Annotated in this window: 18 protein-coding genes and 1 pseudogene; 9 read left to right on the top strand and 10 right to left on the bottom strand. The window is 73.1% G+C overall.

The window, feature by feature from the left end:
- Window positions 1-34 precede the first annotated feature (34 nt).
- The 3 genes from pqqE to pqqC are packed head-to-tail and all read right to left on the bottom strand — an operon-like array spanning window position 35 to window position 2118.
- On the bottom strand, window positions 35-1147 hold the full coding sequence (pqqE, locus tag Ae150APs1_RS00580; RefSeq protein ID WP_075295033.1) for a pyrroloquinoline quinone biosynthesis protein PqqE: 1113 nt from the start codon (window positions 1145-1147) through the stop codon (window positions 35-37).
- Window positions 1144-1374: a pyrroloquinoline quinone biosynthesis peptide chaperone PqqD gene (pqqD, locus tag Ae150APs1_RS00575; RefSeq protein WP_249266161.1), complete on the bottom strand. Its 231-nt coding sequence runs from the start codon at window positions 1372-1374 to the stop codon at window positions 1144-1146. The genes pqqE and pqqD overlap by 4 nt, the downstream gene beginning before the upstream one ends.
- 48 nt (window positions 1375-1422) lie before the next feature.
- Window positions 1423-2118, bottom strand: coding sequence for a pyrroloquinoline-quinone synthase PqqC (gene pqqC / locus Ae150APs1_RS00570; protein WP_075295031.1), 696 nt, complete (start codon window positions 2116-2118; stop codon window positions 1423-1425).
- Window positions 2119-2438: 320 nt separating this feature from the next.
- Here pqqC and Ae150APs1_RS00565 point away from each other — a divergent pair, with 320 nt between their 5' ends.
- From Ae150APs1_RS00565 to Ae150APs1_RS32490, 3 genes are read left to right on the top strand one after another with little or no spacing between them, the layout of a single operon-like run.
- Complete coding sequence (locus Ae150APs1_RS00565) at window positions 2439-2729, top strand: transposase (RefSeq protein ID WP_075295029.1); 291 nt, start codon at window positions 2439-2441, stop codon at window positions 2727-2729.
- Window positions 2726-3313 carry a DDE-type integrase/transposase/recombinase gene (locus Ae150APs1_RS32495; RefSeq protein ID WP_212567130.1) on the top strand — a complete coding sequence of 196 codons (588 nt, stop codon included), beginning with the start codon at window positions 2726-2728 and terminating at the stop codon, window positions 3311-3313. The genes Ae150APs1_RS00565 and Ae150APs1_RS32495 overlap by 4 nt, the downstream gene beginning before the upstream one ends.
- A 9-nt stretch (window positions 3314-3322) precedes the next feature.
- Entirely contained in the window at window positions 3323-3634 is a 312-nt protein-coding gene (locus Ae150APs1_RS32490) for an integrase core domain-containing protein (RefSeq protein WP_212567129.1), read from the top strand.
- Between the two features lie 517 nt (window positions 3635-4151).
- On the opposite strand, the gene Ae150APs1_RS00550 is transcribed toward Ae150APs1_RS32490, so the two are convergent.
- Window positions 4152-4862, bottom strand: a complete 711-nt coding sequence (locus tag Ae150APs1_RS00550) for a GntR family transcriptional regulator (protein ID WP_083679853.1) — start codon at window positions 4860-4862, stop codon at window positions 4152-4154.
- A gap of 16 nt (window positions 4863-4878) precedes the next feature.
- Between Ae150APs1_RS00550 and Ae150APs1_RS00545 the strand changes: the two genes are divergently transcribed.
- The 5 genes from Ae150APs1_RS00545 (at window position 4879) to Ae150APs1_RS00525 (ending at window position 11031) form a co-directional block, all read left to right on the top strand.
- A complete protein-coding gene (locus Ae150APs1_RS00545) occupies window positions 4879-7701 on the top strand; it encodes an FAD-binding and (Fe-S)-binding domain-containing protein (RefSeq protein ID WP_249266160.1) in 2823 nt (940 codons plus the stop codon).
- 46 nt (window positions 7702-7747) lie between these two features.
- Window positions 7748-8314 (top strand): dimethylamine monooxygenase subunit DmmA family protein, encoded by a 567-nt coding sequence (locus tag Ae150APs1_RS00540; protein ID WP_075295021.1) that lies wholly within the window; start codon window positions 7748-7750, stop codon window positions 8312-8314.
- Entirely contained in the window at window positions 8311-9237 is a 927-nt protein-coding gene (locus Ae150APs1_RS00535) for a PDR/VanB family oxidoreductase (protein WP_075295019.1), read from the top strand. Before Ae150APs1_RS00540 ends, Ae150APs1_RS00535 begins: the two co-directional genes overlap by 4 nt.
- A complete protein-coding gene (locus tag Ae150APs1_RS00530; protein ID WP_075295017.1) occupies window positions 9234-10214 on the top strand; it encodes a heme-dependent oxidative N-demethylase subunit alpha family protein in 981 nt (326 codons plus the stop codon). Before Ae150APs1_RS00535 ends, Ae150APs1_RS00530 begins: the two co-directional genes overlap by 4 nt.
- A gap of 61 nt (window positions 10215-10275) precedes the next feature.
- Entirely contained in the window at window positions 10276-11031 is a 756-nt protein-coding gene (locus tag Ae150APs1_RS00525; RefSeq protein WP_075295015.1) for a DUF5995 family protein, read from the top strand.
- Here Ae150APs1_RS00525 and Ae150APs1_RS00520 read toward each other — a convergent pair whose 3' ends face one another.
- From Ae150APs1_RS00520 to Ae150APs1_RS00505, 4 genes are all read right to left on the bottom strand, one after another.
- The gene (locus Ae150APs1_RS00520; RefSeq protein WP_075295013.1) at window positions 11032-11835 is read right to left on the bottom strand and encodes a hypothetical protein; all 804 of its coding nucleotides are present in this window, start codon (window positions 11833-11835) and stop codon (window positions 11032-11034) included.
- An 84-nt stretch (window positions 11836-11919) separates the two neighbouring features.
- Window positions 11920-12810, bottom strand: coding sequence for a sugar phosphate isomerase/epimerase family protein (locus Ae150APs1_RS00515; protein WP_075295011.1), 891 nt, complete (start codon window positions 12808-12810; stop codon window positions 11920-11922).
- Window positions 12807-13805: a Gfo/Idh/MocA family oxidoreductase gene (locus Ae150APs1_RS00510; RefSeq protein ID WP_075295009.1), complete on the bottom strand. Its 999-nt coding sequence runs from the start codon at window positions 13803-13805 to the stop codon at window positions 12807-12809. The genes Ae150APs1_RS00515 and Ae150APs1_RS00510 overlap by 4 nt, the downstream gene beginning before the upstream one ends.
- The gene (locus Ae150APs1_RS00505; RefSeq protein ID WP_060575868.1) at window positions 13802-14725 is read right to left on the bottom strand and encodes a sugar phosphate isomerase/epimerase; all 924 of its coding nucleotides are present in this window, start codon (window positions 14723-14725) and stop codon (window positions 13802-13804) included. Before Ae150APs1_RS00505 ends, Ae150APs1_RS00510 begins: the two co-directional genes overlap by 4 nt.
- A gap of 111 nt (window positions 14726-14836) precedes the next feature.
- Between Ae150APs1_RS00505 and Ae150APs1_RS00500 the strand changes: the two genes are divergently transcribed.
- Window positions 14837-15853 carry a LacI family DNA-binding transcriptional regulator gene (locus tag Ae150APs1_RS00500; protein WP_249266159.1) on the top strand — a complete coding sequence of 339 codons (1017 nt, stop codon included), beginning with the start codon at window positions 14837-14839 and terminating at the stop codon, window positions 15851-15853.
- A gap of 68 nt (window positions 15854-15921) precedes the next feature.
- Here the strand turns inward: Ae150APs1_RS00500 and Ae150APs1_RS00495 are convergent, their stop codons facing one another.
- Both Ae150APs1_RS00495 and Ae150APs1_RS00490 read right to left on the bottom strand, forming a co-directional pair.
- Window positions 15922-17358 carry a peptidase S10 gene (locus Ae150APs1_RS00495; RefSeq protein WP_249266158.1) on the bottom strand — a complete coding sequence of 479 codons (1437 nt, stop codon included), beginning with the start codon at window positions 17356-17358 and terminating at the stop codon, window positions 15922-15924.
- A gap of 190 nt (window positions 17359-17548) precedes the next feature.
- A pseudogene (locus tag Ae150APs1_RS00490) lies at window positions 17549-18025 on the bottom strand (DDE-type integrase/transposase/recombinase); the annotation flags it as partial.
- Between the last annotated feature and the right edge of the window lie 134 nt (window positions 18026-18159).

Below are 18159 nucleotides of genomic sequence, written 5' to 3'. Positions count from 1 at the left end.
GTGCGCCGCGCCCGGCGCGGGAGCCGCTACGGCGTCATCGCCTCCGTGCCGACACCGTCGGACGGCGGTGCACGAGCTCCTGCCCCCGGGTCCCGGCGTCGTCCTGGTTGGCCCGGTCCAGCGCGTCCTGCACCAGGTGGTGGTCCGGCGAGTGCCGGCACACCGGGTCGGTGCGCCCCGCGTCGCCGGTCAGGGCGAAGGCCTGGCAGCGGCAGCCGCCGAAGTCCAGTTCCTTGCGCACGCAGCTGCGGCACGGGTCGGGCATCCACTCGGTGCCGCGGAACGCCGCGAACGCGGCGGACGTCGTCCAGATCCGGTCGAGGTCGTGGTCGCGGACGGAGTCGAACTCCATGGTCGTGATCTCCGAGGCCGCCGGGCACGGATACACGCGACCGTCGGGGGCGACGGTCAGCGCGGTCTGCGCCCAGCCCCCCATGCACGGCTTCGGGTAGGGCTCGTAGTAGTCCGGGAGGATCCAGAGCAGCTCCGTCCGCCCGGCCAGCTCCGCCTTGCGACGCCGGTAGACCTCGACCGCCCGGTCCAGCTGGGCGGTGCCGGGCATCAGTGCCTCGCGGTTGCGCAGCGCCCAGCCGTAGTACTGGGTGTTGGCGAGCTCGAGCCGTTCGGCGCCCCACTGCACGCAGACGTCGATGATCGCGTCCAGCCGGTCGAGGTTGAGCCGGTGCAGCACGACGTCCATGTTCAACGGCAGCCCGGCGTCACGGATGAGGCGCGCGGCCACTTCCTTCTTGTCGAACCGCTTGCTCGCCGCGACCAGGTCCGTCGACTCGGCGGCGTCGCCCTGGATGCTCAGCTGGGCACTGTTGAGCCCGGCGGCGACCAGCGACTCCACCCTGCGCTCGGTGAGCCCGAGACCGCTGGTGATCAGGTTCGTGTACAGGCCGAGGCGGCGGCACTCGGCGACCAGCGTCTCCAGGTCGCCGCGGACGAGGGGTTCCCCGCCCGACAGGTGGACCTGCACGACGCCGAGCCCGGCCGCCTGCCCGATCACCCGCAGCCAGTCGTCGGTGGCGAGCTCGTCGTGGCGCTCCAGCAGCGCCAGCGGGTTCGAGCAGTAGACGCAGTGCAACGGGCACCGGTGGGTGACCTCGGCCAGCAGGCCGTAGGGCTGGGGCGGGCCGTTCACGACACCACCACCGCCCAGCCCCGCCCACTGGCGTCGTCGAGGAACGTCATGACGTCGTTCACGAGGTCGGTCGCGGCGAAGTCCCGTTCGAGCTGGTCGACCAGCTGCCGCACGGTCCGGTTGCCGTCGCACAGGCCGAGTATCGCCGCACCAGACTGGTTGAGGACCACGACCCGCTCGGGCAGCAGCAGCAGCTCCACACCCCGGACGCGGTCGTGCTTGAGCATCGCCCTGGTCGCCAGCCGGGGGGGTGGCGGTCAGATCGTCGTCGGTCATCAGCGGCTCCTGCCGTAGGCGAGTTCCACGGCGTCGAGCAGGCTCCAGAGGACGTCGCACTTGAACTCCAGCGCCCGAGCGCACGCGTCCTGCTGCTCGCGGGTCATTGCGTGGTCGAGGACCAGTTCGAGCAGGTGCTCGATGTCCTTGGGCTGCTGGGTGAGCCGTGCCCGGAAGTACTCGAGGCCGTCGGTCGCGATCCACGGGTAGTGGTGGGTGACGTCGGTGATCCGCCGGCTGAGCAGGTCCGGCGCGAACAGCTCGGTCAGCGCCGAGGCGACCGACTCCAGCCACGGTTGCCGGCGGCAGAAGTCGACGTAGGCGTCCACCGCGAACCGTGTGCCGGGCAGGACCGTGTCGTCGTCGAACAGGTGCTCACGGGTCAGGCCGACGGCCTCGCCGAGGCGGATCCACTTCTCGATGCCGTCCTCGTCGCCGGTACGCCCGTCGTGGTCGATGATGCGCTGGATCCAGCGCCGCCGGTCGTCGCGGCCGGGGAGCTTGGTCAGGATGAACGCGTCCTTCACCGGGAGGTTCACCTGGTAGTAGAAGCGGTTCCGCACCCAGCCCCGGAATTCGTTCTCGGTCAGCGTGCCCGCGTGCATCCGTTCGTTGAACGGGTGCAGATGGTGATACCGCTTCTCCCCGATGGACCGCAGCCGCGCTTCGAACTCGTTCGCGGACCAGGCGTTCATTTCCCCCACCTCCACACCGGCTCTGCCGGACTTGTCCACTCACCGTGATACCCACGCCGATGCCTGACAACCGGGTGGGAACGACCGGCGCCGGACCGCGGACGAACGGCGACGAGCCCGCCACGAGCGGATCGGGATCATCTGCGGCCCCGGACGGTTATGTGGAAGGTGTATCGGGGGATTGGTTTTCCGCATGTGCTGCGGCGTTGCCGGTTTTCGGTGGTGGCGGTGATGGTGGTGGGGACATACATCGGAGTCGTGACGTTGGGAGTTCTGCGGTTCCCCCATGATCGGGGAGGCATCAGCTATAAGGGGTAGCGATGCCAGAGGTACGGAAGCGATACGACCGGGAGTTCCGTGACGGGGCGGTCCGGATCGTCGAGGAGACGGGCAAGCCGATCGCCCAGGTCGCCAGAGACCTGGGGGTCAACGAGGGCACGCTGGGCAACTGGGTGGCCCGCGCCCGTGAGGCCCGTGAGGAGACCGAGGGCCTGTCCCGCGGGGACGTCGAGGAGCTCAAGCGGTTGCGTGCGGAGAACGCCGAGCTGCGGATGGAGCGTGATGTCCTCAAGCGATCCGTGGTCCTGTGGGTCAAGGAGGCGACGAGGTGAGCGTGGCCCGTTTCATCGCCGACCAGAGGACCTTCCACCGGGTGCCGCACACGCTGGCCTGTGCCCTGCTCGGGGTGTCGATCTCGTGGCTGTACAAGTGGCTGCAGCGCGCCGGCAGCCCCGACGGTGGCACGACCGCGACCGAGCAGCGGCGGACCCGGCTCGACGCCGCGGTGGGCGTGGCGTTCGACGCTGCCCAGCGGTTGCACGGCTCGCCGAGGTTGCACGCGGACCTGCGTGAGGCCGGCTGGCAGGTCTCGGAGAAGACTGTGGCGGACTCGATGCGTCGCCAGGGCCTGGTCGCGCGCCGGATCAAGAGACGCAACGGGCTGGCCCGTCAGGACCGCGCAGCGCCGAAGTTCCCCGACCTGCTCAGACGCGACTTCACCGCGGCCGAGCCGAACCGCCGCTGGGTCGGGGACATGACCGAGATCCCCACCGCGGCCGGGAAGCTGTATCTGGCCACGGTGATCGACCTGTACTCGCGGCGGTTGCTCGGCGCGGCCACCGGACTGCACCCGAACGCCGAGCTGGCGTGTGAGGCCATCCGGATGGCCACCGCGGCCCGCGGTGGGGCGGGCTAGATCCGAGGAGTGATCTTTCACACCGACCGCGGGTCGACCTACACCGCCGGGGCGTTCACCGCGCTGTGTCGGCGGCTGGAGATCCGCCAGTCGATGGGTCGGGTCGGGTCGTGTTTCGACAACGCCGCGGCGGAGGCGTTCTTCTCCAGCCTGGAGTGGGAAGTATTGTCCCGCAACGACTTCGACACCACCAGCAGGGCGCGGGCGGTGGTCATCGACTGGTGCTACGGCTTCTACAACCACCGCCGGCGACACAGCGCCGCGGGCGGGCTCTCACCGATCAACTACGAGAACGCCGCTCTCACCCGAGACGCGGCATAGGGAACCCTCCACGATCTTGGGGGAACCACAGTGAGGATCAGACACGAGGTCAGATCCCGGGCGGCGAGCTCGAGCCCGATCTCGTCGATCGCGCCGTCCCCGAACTTCAGCGGGGGCGCGGCCCAGGTGAAGACGCTCTCGTTCTGCTTGCGTGCCTCGCTCATCGTTGAGCCCTTCGTCGGGTGACACTATGTGGGCGCATTCCCAACTATGCGGTGCTCAAGGTAACCCGAGCCACACCAGTTGTGAACCCCATCGGGGGACATCGGCGTCGACATCGACTGCATCCGCGCAGCTCAGCGCCGCTCCGCACGCCCCACACCCACCCGGCGGCGAGCAGGACGTCCGCACGACCGTGAACCGACCGCGCTCCTCGCGCGACGCCTGCCGCCCGCAGCCCTCAGGCCCGCCGATCGGTCGGTCGGGTTCCACCCCGCCCGCAGCGCGCTGCGACGGCGAGGCCACATCGGGCGCGGGTGCACGACCAGCCGGCCGTGATCGGCCAGGACGGGTCCGGTCAGCCCGACCGCTCGACGTGCCCGCCGGCGGCGACGTCGCGGACGGAGTGCACACCGAGGCGCTCGACCAGGAGACGACCGGTCCGTTCCAGGTGGTCCCGCATGGCCACCTCGGCCGACGTGTCGTCGCGGAGCACCACCGCGGCCACGACCGGCTCGTGTTCGGCGACGATCTCGGCCAGGGTGCGCCCACCGGCGGTCGTCGGCGGACCGAGCAGGGCGGTGGTGGCCCGCAGCCGCTCGACGATCGCGGCCGCACGCGCGTTGCCCGCAGCGCGCAGCAGGCGGTCGTGCAGGGTCCGGTCGGCCGCCCAGAACGCCTGTTCGTCGTCCCGGGCCGCGGCATCGGTCATGTCCGCCAGCGCCGCGCGCACGGTGTCGTGGTCGGCGTCCGAGCCCTCCCGCGCGGCGCGCCCGGCCGCCGCGGGCTCGAGGGCGAGCCGGATCTCGATGATCTCCTCGATGTCGTGCGCGGTCGGCACGACGATCTGGAAACCCCGGTTGCGCGCGATCCGCACCAGCCCGGCCTCGGCGAGCTGCAGCAACGCCTCCCGCACCGGGCTGCGGGAGACACCGAGCTCGTCGGCGAGCTGGTAGACCGAGTACGTCTCGCCGGCGACGAGCTCGCCCGCGGCCACCGCGTCCCGGACCGCCTGAGCCACCCCGGCGGCCAGCGAGGGCGCATCGGTGGACAGCACGAGCCTCGGCATGAGTAACATGTTAGCCGTGGGAAGTAACATGTTACTTGCGGGCGCAGGGACGGACGGGGTCGAGGCGGCGCTGCGGGGTGCCGGCCTGGAGGTGCGGGCCGACGCAGCCACCCGGGGGATGTACGCCTCCGACGCCTCGCTGTACCGGATCCCGCCGCTGGCGGTCGTGCGCCCCCGCGACGTCGACGAGGTCGCCGCGGTGCTCGCCGTGGCGCGCGAGACCGGGGTGCCCGTCACCTCCCGCGGAGCGGGGACCTCGGTGGCGGGCAACGCCGTGGGCCGCGGGATCGTCATCGACTTCTCCCGCCACCTCGGGCGGGTGCTCTCGGTCGATCCCGACTCGCGCACCGCCGTGGTCGAGCCCGGCACGGTGCACGCGGTCCTGCAGCGTGCCGCCGCCCCGTTCGGTGTCCGGTTCGGGCCGGACCCCTCCACCCACCCCCGGTGCACGATCGGCGGGATGATCGGCAACAACGCGTGCGGGTCGCGTTCGCTGGCCTACGGGCGCACCTCGGACAACGTCGCCGGCATGGAACTGCTCACCGCCGCCGGTGACCGTCTGGTCACCGGCTACGAGGACGGCGTCCCGTACGCCCGCGGCTCGGAGACCGTCGTCTCCGGCGTCCGGGCCGCGGTCTCGCGGCACCTGCAGACCGCCCGCCTGGAGTTCGACCGGTTCGGCAGGCAGGTCTCCGGCTACGCCGCCCAGCACCTGCTGCCCGAACGCTTCGACCTCACCCGGGCTCTCGTCGGGTCCGAGGGCACCCTCGGGGTGATCACCCGGGCGACGGTGAATCTGGTGGAGGACGCACCGGTGCGGGTCGTGGTGGTGCTCGGCTTCTCCGACATCGTCGCCGCCGGTCACGCCGCACCGTCGGTCGTGGCCCACGGCCCCACCTCGTGCGAGGGGCTAGACTCACGGCTGCTCGACGTCCTGCGCGCCCGCCGCGGCCCCGACGCCGTCCCGCCCCTGCCGCGGGGCAAGGCGTGGCTGTTCGTCGAGCTCGCCGGCCACGAGCCCGGCGAGGTCCTCGACCGGGCCCGCCGCCTCGCCGCCGACGGGATCGGCGACGACTCCACCGTCGTCGAGGACCCCGCGGTCCAGGCCCGGCTGTGGCGCATCCGCGAGGACGGCGCCGGCCTCGCCGGGCGCGCCCCGTCCGACCGGCCCGCCTGGCCCGGGTGGGAGGACGCCGCCGTGCCGCCCGAGCAGCTCGGCCGCTACCTGGCCCGCTTCGACGAGCTGGTCGACTCCTACGGCATGACCTCGGCCCCGTTCGGGCACTTCGGGGACGGTTGCATGCACGTCCGGCTCGACGTGCCCCTCGACCGGCCCGACGGCAGCACCGTGCTGCGCCGCTTCCTCACCGACGCCGCGCAGCTGGTCGGCGAGTTCGGTGGCTCGCTGTCCGGGGAGCACGGCGACGGCCGCGCCCGCTCCGAGCTGCTGCCCCACATGTACTCGGCCGACGCGATCGCCCTGTTCGGCGCCGTCAAGCACGCCTTCGACCCCGGCAACCTGCTCAACCCCGGCGTCCTGGTCGACCCCGACCCGGTCGACGCCGACGTCCGCGTCGCCGGAACCTTCCCGCTGGGCCGACGACACCTGGCGATGGCCTACCCCCACGACGACGGCGACCTCGCCCAGGCCGTCCACCGCTGCACCGGTGTCGGCAAGTGCCGGGCCGACAACTCCGCCTCGGGCGGGGTCATGTGCCCCTCCTACCTCGCCACCCGCGAGGAGAAGGACTCCACCCGCGGACGCGCACGCGTCCTGCAGGAGGTCGTGCGCGGAGAGCTCGCGTGGTCCGACCCGGCCGTGCACGACTCCCTGGATCTGTGCCTGTCCTGCAAGGGATGCGCCTCGGACTGCCCGACCGGCATCGACATGGCCACCTACAAGTCCGAGGCGCTCCACCAGACCTACCGCCGGCGGCTGCGCCCACGCTCGCACTACACCCTCGGCAAGCTGCCGTTCTGGGCCCGCATCGCCGGACGGACCCCGCGCCTGGCCAACGCCGCGGTACGCCTGCCCGGCCTCGGCCCGGTTCTGCTGTGGCTCGCCGGTGTCGACGGCCGCCGCTCGGTCCCGGCCTTCGCCCGCCGCCCCTTCCGCCGGCTCTTCCGCCCCACGGCATCCGACCGGACCCCGGTGGTGCTGTTCGCCGACTCGTTCTCCGACGCCTTCTCCCCCGAGGTCGCCGAGGCCACCGTCCGCGTCCTGCGATCGGCGGGCTACGAGCCGCGGCTGCCGTCCTCCACCGTGTGCTGCGGCCTGACCTGGATCACCACCGGGCAGCTCGACCCGGCCAAGAAGATCCTGCGCCGGACCGTGGCCACGCTCGCCGACGACGCCCGCGCCGGCATCCCCATCGTGGGCATCGAGCCCTCGTGCACCGCGGTGCTGCGCTCCGACGTCCGCGAGCTGCTGCCCGACGACCCGGACGCCGCACCCGTCGCCTCGGCGGTGCGGACCCTGTCCGAGCTGCTCGCCGAGACCCCCGGCTGGACCCCGCCGGACCTGTCGGACCTCGACCTCGTCGTCCAGCCCCACTGCCACCACCACGCCGTACTGGGCTGGAAACCCGACGCCGACCTGCTGGCCTCGACCGGTGCCCGGGTCCGGAACCTGGCCGGATGCTGCGGGCTCGCCGGCAACTTCGGCGTCGAACGCGGCCACTACGAGGTGTCGGTCGCCGTGGCCGGACAGAACCTGCTCCCCGCACTCGACACGGACCCCGACGCCGTCGTACTCGCCGACGGCTTCTCCTGCCGCACGCAGATCGCCGATCTGCGCGACCGGCCGGCGCTGCACCTGGCCCAGCTGCTCGACCGGTGATCCGCGCCTAGGATCGGTCCCGCCGCCACCTCGACCGAGGACCGTCATGCCCGCTCCCGTCCCGCCGTCGCGCACCGGTGCCGCACCGCGCTCACCGCACGTCCCGTCGGAGCAGACGTCCCAGCCCCGCTACGCCGCCGGGGCCCGCGGCCCGGCGCCGCACCTGGTGGTCACCGTGGGCGGTGCCCCCGCGCCGGAGGTCCGGCCGCAGGACCGGCTCGTGGAGATCGCGCCCGGGGCCGCCACCGGGGACCGGCTCGGCACCGAGCTGGCCGGCGTGACGACCGGCTGGCGGATCCTCGTCACCGGCCCCGAGCTGGAGCTGCAGGAGGTCCGGGCCGCCGCCCTGGCCCGGGGCGCACTGGACGAGGAACTGCTGCTCGTGCCGACCGACGTCACCGGCACCGGGGACGCCGCCGTCGAGGGCGTCCGGCGCCGGGCCGTCCACTGCGGTCACTGCCACGCCCGGTTCGTCTCGGAGACCGCACCCGGCGACGCCCTCGGCTGCCCCGGCTGCCGCTCGGAGCTCGTCGTCGCCCACCACCACTCCCGCACGCACGCCGCGTTCCTCGGCGTCCCCACCGGCACCCGGGTCGCGGGGCCCGGCGCGTGACGCTCGATCTCGTCGTCGCCGCGCTCGGGACGCCGTGCCCGGGAGTGCGCAGCCTGGAGCTGGCGCCGGCCGGCGGCGGGCCGCTGCCGTCGTACCCGCCGGGCAGCCACGTCGCGGTGCGGTGGGCGCCGCACCGGTGGAACCCGTACTCGCTCACCGGCCCGTCGGTCGCGCCCGAGCGGCTGCACCTCGCGGTGGCGCTGCGCCCGGACGGACACGGCGGGTCCCGGTGGATGCACGCACTCGCCGTCGGGGACCGGGTCCGGGCGAGCCGGCCGCGCGCGACGTTCCGGCCGGTCGAGACCGCGACGCACCACCTGCTCGTCGCCGGCGGCATCGGGGTGACGCCGGTGCTCTCGCACGCCCGCTGGCACGCGTTCTGGGGGCACCGGTTCACCGTGCTGTTCGTGCACCGGCCGGGCGTCGCCCCGCACCTCGAGGAGCTGCGCGCCGTCTGCGGCGACCGGCTGGAGGCGGTGACCGGTCGCGCCGCGGCGCTCGTCGCGCTCCGCAGGCTCCTCGGGTCGGCACCGTTCGGCAGCCACCTCCACGTCTGCGGGCCGCCCGGGCTGATCGCCGCCGCCGCGGACGCCGCCCGGGCCGCGCACTGGCCGGACGCGCGGATCCACGCCGAGGCGTTCGTCCACGCCCCGGAGCCGGGCCGCCCGTTCCGGGCGGTGCTACGGCGCAGCGGCCGCACCGTCGACGTCGGCGCCCGGGAGTCGCTGCTCGACGCGCTCGACCGCGCCGGGATCCCGGTACCGCGGATGTGCCGGCAGGGGGTGTGCGGCGAGTGCGCCACCACGGTGCACGCCGGCGCGGTGGACCACCGCGACTCCGTCCTCGATCCGGCGGACCGCGACCACCGGATGACACCGTGCGTGTCCCGCGCCGGCGGCGACTCCCTGGAGCTGGACCTGTGAGCAGCTACCCGGCCGACGTCGCGTCCTACCCGTTCCCGCTGCCGCACCCCACGTACCGGATCAGCGCCAACGTCGAACCGGCCGGTGTGGAGCGCCGCACCGAGGCCGGGTCCTGGGGCGCGACGGTGCTGCACCCCGGTGACGACCGGGCGGCGGTCGCGGCCGGGCGCACCGCGGTCCTCGACCGCGAACCGGCCCGGTTCGTCGCCGCCCCGCACGCCCGCGCCGCCTCCTGGGACGCGCTGCTCCACCTCACCGGGCTGCTCGCCGCGGAGCGGCCGGACGAGTGCTCCCTCACCCGCGACGGCGACCGGTACCGCTTCCGCGACGACGGGACCGGCGGCGACCAGGAGTTCGTGTTCGGCGACGAATCGACGCTGCCGGAGCACCCGCTGCGGTTCGCCTCCCGCCTGCTCGCCGAGGACGTCGTCGTCCTCGGGGCCCGCGACGACCGGCTCTGGCTCGACGCCGGCGCCGTCGCGGCCGCGTCGGTCTGGTCGATCGGGTTCGACGCCGGCATGAGCTTCCGCGAACTGCACGGCCCGGTCCCCGGCAACGGCCCCGGCGGGGTGTTCGAGCGCGCCGAGCGGTTCCTGCTGCGGCTGGCCCCCGGCGAGGCGTACCGGCGGCTGAACTGGGGTCTGCAGCCCGGCGACCGGCTCGACCTCTCCCTCGACGCCTCCCCGGAGTGGCTGCCCGCGCGCGACGCGCTCGACGGTCTCGACCCCGGCCGGGACCTGCACCTGCGGACCGAGGTGCAGCACCTCGTCCGGCTGCCCCTCACCGGGTCGCTGCTGTTCCTCATCGGGATCCGGCTGCTCCCGCTGGGACGGGTCGCGCTCGTCCCGGCGTGGCGGGACCGGCTGGCGTCGGTGCTGGAGACACTGCCGCCCGAGGTGGCCGGGTACAAGGAGCTCGACCGGCTCGCCGCGCTCGCGGCGCCCTGGCTGCGCGGCCGCAGCGTGCCCGAGCGGTAACGGAGCGCGACGATCACACGATCTGTCCGATGAGGAACCGGGCGAAGGGGGAACCACGAGGATGTCGGCCAGCAACCTGTCGGTGCACGGCGTGGACGTGCAGACGGTCGAGGAGGTCGTCGAGGCGCTGCGCGCGATCCGCGACGCCGCCGCCGAGGACATCCGGGCACCCCGGATCGACGGCATCTCCTGCTTCAGCAGGCTCTACACGACCATCACCGAGAACGTGCTGGCCACCCTGCAGGGCGCCCACCCCGGCCGGTCGTTCGACGACCCGGAGTTCCTCACCCGGCTCGACGTCGCGTTCGCCCGCCGCTACTTCGCCGCGATCCACGCCCACGAGCGCCGGGACGGCTCGGTCCCCGCGTGCTGGAAGGTCCTGTTCGACCATCGCCGCGACCCCTCGGTGGGACACGTCAACTTCGCGGCCTGCGGCGTCAACGCCCACGTGAACCACGATCTCGCGCTCGCGCTGCTGGACACCTGGGAGGACTTCCCCCCGACCCCCGCCCGGCGTGCGGACTACGACCGGGTCAACGACATCTTCGCCGAGGAGATGGACGACCTGCGGGAGGACTTCGACGCGTTCCTCGCCGGCACCACCGAGGGCGGGCTGCTGGACCGCCTCGGCAACGCGCTGTCCGACCTGCTCGTGCGCGCGACCCGCGGGCAGGCGTGGGAGGCGGCCGAGCGGGTGTGGCGGCACCGCGGCGACGACGAGGCCTACCGGCGGGCGCTGGCGGCGGAGACGGCGCGGCTGGACAGCGCGGCGGCCGTGCTGGGCTGGATGATCCTGCGGGCCCCCGACCTGCCCTGATCAGCCGGTGGGCAGGCCGCGGTGCAGGACGTCGAGCGCGGCGTTCTCCCGGGAGCCGCCCCCGGCGTGGTCGTCGAGACGGTGCGCGAGATCGGCCGGCAGGTCCAGGACGAGTCGCACCGTCTCCCCCGCGGGCTCCGGCGCCGGTGCCCCCGGTGCCGTGACCGGCTCCGGGCGGCGCAGCACGAGCCCGAGGACCGGCAGCGCGATCGTGCCGAGCGCGTCGACGATCCCGGCGACGCCGAACCAGCGCCAGTACCACTCGTCGGACGAGCCGGGGATCTCGCCGTCGGTCACCACCGGGATCGCGAGCATCACCGCGACCACGGCGATCGCGGCCAGGGTGACGGCGAACCCGGTCCGGATCGCCGGGTGCGGGCGCCCGGCGAGCAGCAGGAGCAGGTTCGCGTGAGCCAGGCTCACCGCGGCGATCGTCAGCAGGGCGAGCGACTTCCACCAGCCCTCCCCCGGTCCCGGGCCCGACCAGTCCTGCCAGATCAGCACCAGCGCACAGACCGCTGCCCCGAGACTCGCCGCGAGCCCGCCGAAGCCGACCGCCCGCACCGCCCGGGTGACGACGGCGAGGTGGCACAGCGCCGTCGTCCCGAACGCGGCGACGACGAGCGTGGTGACCACGATCCGGCCCTGCAGCTCGCCGAACTCGCCGGTGAGCAGGGCGACGATGCCGAGCAGCGACGCCACCACCAGCGAGGCGACGACCAGCACGATCATCCCGCGGCGGGCGCCGCGGGCCGTCGTGACAGGACCGGTCCCGGGTCGCGTGGTCTGCGGTGCGGTGGACATGGGGGGACCGTAGGCCCGCCCCACCCGCCACGGCCTGCGTAGCGCTACCGAGATCACCCACCGGTGGTGGTCCGCGCCGGAGGCTCAGGCGTGGGTCGCCGGGCGCCGGTCCGCGCCGAAGTGCTTGTCCACCAGGGCGAGGATCGTCTCCCGCTGCCGCACGCTGATCTCCTCCGCGTGCTCCTCCCAGCCGAACACACAGCTGGAGAGCACGCCGTCGAAGCCGGTCGCGGCGAGCGCGGCGAACACCTCGTCGAAGTCGACCTCGCCGCGGCCGATCTCGGCGTGCTGGTGCACCCGCACCGTCGAGCCGGGTGGGTTGACGATGTAGCGCAACCCGTTCGACGCCGTGTGGTCCAGGGTGTCCGCCAGGTGCACGGAGGCCAGCTTCCCCGCGGCTGCGGTGATGATCCCGGCGGCGTCGTCGCCCTGGTGGAAGGTGTGCGGGGTGCAGTACAGGAAGTCGATCCAGTCGGCGTTGAGCCCGCGGACGAGGTTCAGCGCGGCGTGGCCGTCCTCGACGAAGTCGTCGGGGTGCGGTTCGAGCACCAGCCGGACACCCTCCCGCTCGAACACCGGTGCCAGCTCGTCGAGCGAGCGGAGGAACTGGCTCTCGGCGTGCTCCGGCGCCTCCGGGCGGCCGTTGAACTCGGAGTTCATGACGTCCACCCCGAGGTCGACGGTCATCCGGATCGCCCGCTTCCAGGCCCGGACGGCGGCCTGCCGCTCGTCCTCGCCCGGGCCGGACCAGCGCAGCACCGGCAGCACCGAGGCGATGCCGACACCGGCGTCGGCGGCCCGCTTGCGCAGCGAGGCGACGGCGTCGTCGTCGGCGCGGGGGTGGCGGAAGAACGGGATGAAGTCGTCCTTCGGGGAGAGCTCCATCCAGCAGTAGCCCATCCGCGCGACGACGTCGGGCAGCTCCTGGACCGGGTGCGTCGCGTAGAACATCTGGGGGTCGAGCGCGAGCTTCACAGTCGCTCCCCCAGACGGACCTCGACCCGTTTCCCGCTGGTCACGGCCTCGACCCCGGCCGCGCAGACCGCGACGGCGGCGTAGCCGTCCCAGGCGCCGGGCCCGGTGACGGTGCCCTGCGCGGCGGCGTCGACGAAGGCCTGCATCTGGGAGTCGTAGGCCTGGCCGAACCGGACGACGAAGTCCGGTGCGATCTCCCCGCCCCAGCGGCCGGCGCGCCGCAGCAGCAGGTTCTGGTCGAGGCCGATCGTCGCCATGCCGTGCTCGGCGACCAGCTCGGTGCGGACCTCGTAGGCGACGCCGGTCCGGACGAACGACTCGACGTCGACCAGGCGTCCGGACTCGGTCTCGAAGAGCACGAGCATCGGGTCGGCGTTCCCCGCTGGCGACGACGACGTGGCGGCCGGCTTCAGCACGGTGACGGCGGTGATCTCCTCGCCGAGCAGGAACCGGGTGCAGTCGACCTCGTGGACGACCGAGTCGGCCATCGCGAACACCGAGGTGAAGTGCTCGGGGACCGCCGGGTTGCGGTGCACGCAGTGCAGCATCAGCGGGTCGCCCAGCTCGCCGCCGGTGACCATCTCGCGCAGGCGGGCGTACTCGGCGTCGAACCGGCGCATGAAGCCGACCTGGATCAGCCGTCGTCCGGTCGCGGACTCCGCCCGCACGACGGCGTGCGCGCTCGGCTCGTCCATCGTCAGCGGCTTCTCGCAGAGCACCGGTTTCCCCGCGTCGAGGCAGGCGAGCACCTGCTTCTCGTGCGCGGCCCCGGGGCTGGCGAGCACGACGGCGTCCACGTCGGACGCCCCGATCGCCGTGACGGGATCGGGCTCGACCCGGGCCCCGGCGACGGCGGCGACCTCGGCGGCCCGGTCGGCGTCGGCGTCGCTGACGACCGTGACCCGGGCGCCGCGGACCCGCCGGGACAGCGAGTCGACGTGGAACGCGCCCATCTTCCCGACGCCGACGACGGCGACGCGCAGCTCCTCGCTCATCGTGGGCTCCCGATCTCGACGGCCGCGGTGCCGCAGCCGGACAGGTAGGTGTGGGTGCGCCGGGCGATCGGCAGCGGGGCGTCCGGCGCGCAGGGGTACATGTCCTGCTCGACGATGGCGTACACGTCCCGCCCGAGGCCCGCGACGGCGTCGAGCAGCGGGCCCATCTCGGGCACGCCGCGCGGCGGCTCCGTCATCACGCCGCGTCGTACGGCCTCGGGGAAGGTCAGGTCCTCGGCCTCTACCTCATCCAGCACGGCCGGATCGACCTGCTTGAGGTGCAGGTAGCCGATCCGGTCGGGGTAGCGGCGGACCAGGTCGAGGTTGTCGCCGCGGTAGTACGAGACGTGCCCGGTGTCGAGGCACAGGTTCACGTACGCCGGGTCGGTGTCGGCGAGGAAGCGCTCGATGTCGCGCTGGTACCCGACGTGCGAGTCGGCGTGGCTGTGGAACTGCACGTGCAGCCCGTACTCGTCGAGGATGCGCCTGCCCAGCTCGTTCATGCCGTCCGTGAGGCTGCGCCACTGCTCGGGGGCGAGCTCGGGGCTCTCCAGGGCGTCGCCGGTCCGGTGGTCGCGCCACGGCTCCGGGATGACGATGATGTGGCCGCCGCCGGTGGCCCGGGTCAGGGCGGCGACGTCGGTGACCTGCTTCCAGACGTCCTCCCAGGAGCCCGGTCGGTGCAGGTGCTCGAAGACGGTGCCGGCGGACACCTTCAGGCCGTGCTTCCCGAGCTGGTCGGTGAGCTCGTCCGGGTCGGTCGGCAGGTAGCCGTACGGACCGAGCTCGATCCAGTCGTAGCCGGCCGCCGAGACCTCGGCGAGGAACCGGTCCGCGGGGGTCTGGTCGGGGTCGGATGCGAACCAGACCCCCCACGAGTCGGGTGCCGACCCGACCCTGATGCGCCCTGTGCTGACCACGCTGTCGCCTCCTCGTCTACGCTGAACTAGAGCGCGCTAGTAGCGCCTGGCCGGGAACTATCCAGGCCGTCCGGAACTATGTCAAGACAAAGATCGGCCCAGGAGGTGCCCGTGGCCGCACCGAGGCGTCCGACGATGCTCGACGTCGCCGCGCGCGCCGGGGTCTCCCGCGCCCTGGTGTCGATCGTGTTCCGGGACCGGCCCGGCGCCTCGGAGCGGACCCGGGCCCGGGTGCTCGCCGCGGCCGAGGAGCTCGGTTACCGGCCGGACGGGGCGGCCCGGCTGCTGGCCCGCGGGCGCAGCCGCACCGTCGGCGTCGTGACGACCGTCGGCGAGCCCTACGAGGCCGACATGCTCGAGTCGATCTACGACGAGGCGGCCCGGCTCGGCTACGACGTCCTGCTCTCCGCGCGCACCCCGACCCACCCGGAGGCCGACGCCGTCGAGGGGCTCCTCGCCCACCGGTGCGAGGCGCTCGTCCTGCTCGGTCCCACGCTCGGCGACACCGCGCTGACCGCACTCGCCGGGCGGACGACGGTCGCCCTCGTCGGCCGCGCAGCGCCCGCCGGCGAGGCGATGGACAGCCTCCGCACCGCCGACGACGTCGGCCTGCGCCAGGCCGTCGACCACCTCGTCGGGCTCGGGCACCGCGCGGTCGCCCACGTCGACGGCGGCGACGGCCCGAACGCCGGGGTCCGCCGGGACGGCTACCGGGACGCCATGGCCGCGCACGGGCTCGGCGCGTCGGCCCGCGTCCTCGAGGGCGGGTACGACGAGCAGGCCGGGATCGCCGCGGCACGCGCCCTGCTCGACGCACCGGACCCGCCGACCGCGGTGGTCGCCGCGAACGACCGCTGCGCGCTCGGCCTGCTCGACACCCTGCGCCGCTCCGGAGTGGACGTCCCGAGGACCCTGTCGGTGGTCGGCTACAACGACGACCGACTCGCCCGGCTCGCGCACGTCGACCTGACCACCGTCCGCCAGGACGCCGGCGCACTCGCCCGCGGCGCCGTCCGGGCCGTCGCGACCCGCCTGGACGACACCACCGCCACCCCCGAGGACCGCCTCCTCCCCCCGGACCTGGTGGTCCGGGGAACGACCGCACCCCCGCCCAGCCCCCGCCGGTGATCACGGATCCGGAAGCAGGACGGCCGGATGTGGCCGGGTCCCTTCCCGATCCGTGATCACCGGGTCTCTCAGCGGGTCGTCGCCGCGGTCACGAAATCGGTGATCGCGGCGGTGAAGGCGCGGCGGCTGTCGTCCCACAGGTAGAACATGTGCCCGCCGTCGAAGTGCTGCGCGGTCAGGCGGGAGGCCACCCCCGGGGTCAGCCGCATCTGGTTCCGCAACCGGTCACCGGCGTGGTACGGGGTCACGAGGTCGTGGTGGCCGTGCGTGATGATCGCGCGGACGCCCGGGTTGAGGGCGAGCCCGTAGCGGAGGTCGTCGGTCGCGCCCTTCGGCGGGTGGTTGTAGACGGCGCGGGTGTCGTCCTGCCAGGCGGCGACCACCGTGGGGTCGAGCAGCGTGTACGTCCGCTCGGTCCGCACCCCGAGCTCACCCCGCAGGTACTGGTTGATGCCGGCACCGAACGCCGCGGCGATGCCGGTCAGGGTCGGGTCGGCGCCCATGTACAGCTCGCGGTCGGGGTACGGGTCCGTGGTGGTGACCGTGGCGTCGTAGATCCCGAGGGCCAGCCGGTCCGCGCGGATCAGGTCGCGGGTGAACCGGGTGATGCGGATCCGTCCCTCGGCCCGGGCGACGTCCTCGACGTCGAGTCCGGTCAGGGCGGCGTGGCGCTCGAACACCCACTGCCGGTCCGCAGGGTCCGTCGCGGCACCGCGGACGAGGAACGTCGCGAACTCGCCGGCGGCGAACTCCTCGGCGGCGCGGCGGATCTCGGACGGCGGGGTGTCCGAGCGTCCGTGGTGGGCGGCGGCCAGCGCCATCGTGGGCAGCGTGTCGACCCACGGCAGCACGTCGTAGTCACCGAGCTCCAGCCCGATGGTGGACAGACCCGCGAACTCCAGCGCGGGGGAGATCAGGATCGACCCGGACACGCCGATCCCGGCGTTCTCCTGCAGGCGGCGGATCAGCCGGGCCGCGCGGTAACCGCCGTAGCTCTCCCCCGCGACCAGCACGGGCGAGTGCCACCGGCCGTTGTCCCCCAGCCACCGAGTGATGACCTCGACCAGCGCGTCGAGATCACGCTCGGTGCCGTAGTACGAGGTGGGCTCGGCGCCCGGTGCGCTGCGGCTGAAGCCGGTGTCCACCGCGTCGACGACGACGAGGTCGGTGAACGCCAGCCACGACTCCGGGTTGTCGACCAGGCGCGCGGGCGGGGAGGGCATGGTCCCGTCCCCGGGGAAGGCGATGCGCCGCGGCCCGACGACGCCCAGGTGCAGGTACGCCGACGCGCCACCGGGCCCGCCGCCGAACACGAACGTCACCGGCCGCTCGCCCCGGTCCTCCGCGACGTAGGAGACCGTGAAGATCTCCGCCGCGGGCTTCTCCTCCTGACGCAGCACGATCCACTGCGCGTCGGCGCGGTAGCCGAGACCGTTCCAGACGCCGGTCGTCGACACCCCCGCCGGCGGCTCGTGGGCGGGCGGGGTCGGTCCAGGTTGCTCCATACCCCCGATGAAACGCCGTGCCGTAACGGCATGGTCAAGCCACGACGACCGCTGATCACCGATCCGGAAGCCGCCCGGTCACATATGGCCGCGTGGCTTCCCGATCCGTGATCACTGGTGTCAGGTCCAGGTCACCGGGAGCTCGTGCAGGCCGAAGTGTCAAGTGCCGGGTTTGGTAGAGGCTGAGTTCTCATGCTCCGGCGGGCTGCCGGGCGGTCGTGGTGGTGGCGTTATGGATCTCGTACTCGACCGGCGGGACGAAGCCGAGTTCGCCGTGTAGTCGGCGGTGGTTGTACCAGTCGACGTACTCGGCGACCGCGAGTTCAAGGTCGCTGATCCCCGCCCACGGCCCCTTGTTGCGGATCAATTCGGCCTTGAACAACGAGTTGAATGCCTCCGCCATCGCGTTATCATAGGAATCGCCGACCGACCCGACGGAAGCGACGACACCAGCTTCGCCGAGCCGCTCAGTGTAGCGAATGGCAACGTATTGGACACCGCGGTCCGAATGATGCGTTAACCGCGACAGATCTGCACCGCTGCGTTCCCTGATCCAGATCCCCATGTTGAGTGCGTCTAGGGCGAGATCGGTGTAGAGATGACGTGACAGCTGCCAACCCACGATCCTCCGGGAGAACGCGTCCAAGACGAACGAGGCATACACCCAACCGGAATGCGTCTAGATGTAGGTGATGTCGGCGACCCACAACCGGTTCGGGGCCGTCGCGGTGAAGTCGCGCTCGACCAGGTCCGGGCGCAGGTCGGGGCTGTCGGCACGGATGGTGGTCCGCGGCACCCGCT

The sequence above is a fragment of the Pseudonocardia sp. Ae150A_Ps1 genome, from assembly GCF_001932315.1.
GTDB lineage: Bacteria > Actinomycetota > Actinomycetes > Mycobacteriales > Pseudonocardiaceae > Pseudonocardia.
Note: the sequence above shows the minus strand (reverse complement) of the source record. Positions and strands in the feature narration are given on the sequence as shown.

Coding starts and splice junctions, on each gene's coding strand:
- pqqD (WP_249266161.1), bottom strand. CDS start 1,374: ATGCTCAAGCACGACCGCGTCCGGGGTGTGGAGCTGCTGCTGCTGCCC.
- pqqC (WP_075295031.1), bottom strand. CDS start 2,118: ATGAACGCCTGGTCCGCGAACGAGTTCGAAGCGCGGCTGCGGTCCATC.
- Ae150APs1_RS00565 (WP_075295029.1), top strand. CDS start 2,439: ATGCCAGAGGTACGGAAGCGATACGACCGGGAGTTCCGTGACGGGGCG.
- Ae150APs1_RS00550 (WP_083679853.1), bottom strand. CDS start 4,862: ATGCCGAGGCTCGTGCTGTCCACCGATGCGCCCTCGCTGGCCGCCGGG.
- Ae150APs1_RS00540 (WP_075295021.1), top strand. CDS start 7,748: ATGCCCGCTCCCGTCCCGCCGTCGCGCACCGGTGCCGCACCGCGCTCA.
- Ae150APs1_RS00525 (WP_075295015.1), top strand. CDS start 10,276: ATGTCGGCCAGCAACCTGTCGGTGCACGGCGTGGACGTGCAGACGGTC.
- Ae150APs1_RS00520 (WP_075295013.1), bottom strand. CDS start 11,835: ATGTCCACCGCACCGCAGACCACGCGACCCGGGACCGGTCCTGTCACG.
- Ae150APs1_RS00510 (WP_075295009.1), bottom strand. CDS start 13,805: ATGAGCGAGGAGCTGCGCGTCGCCGTCGTCGGCGTCGGGAAGATGGGC.
- Ae150APs1_RS00495 (WP_249266158.1), bottom strand. CDS start 17,358: ATGGAGCAACCTGGACCGACCCCGCCCGCCCACGAGCCGCCGGCGGGG.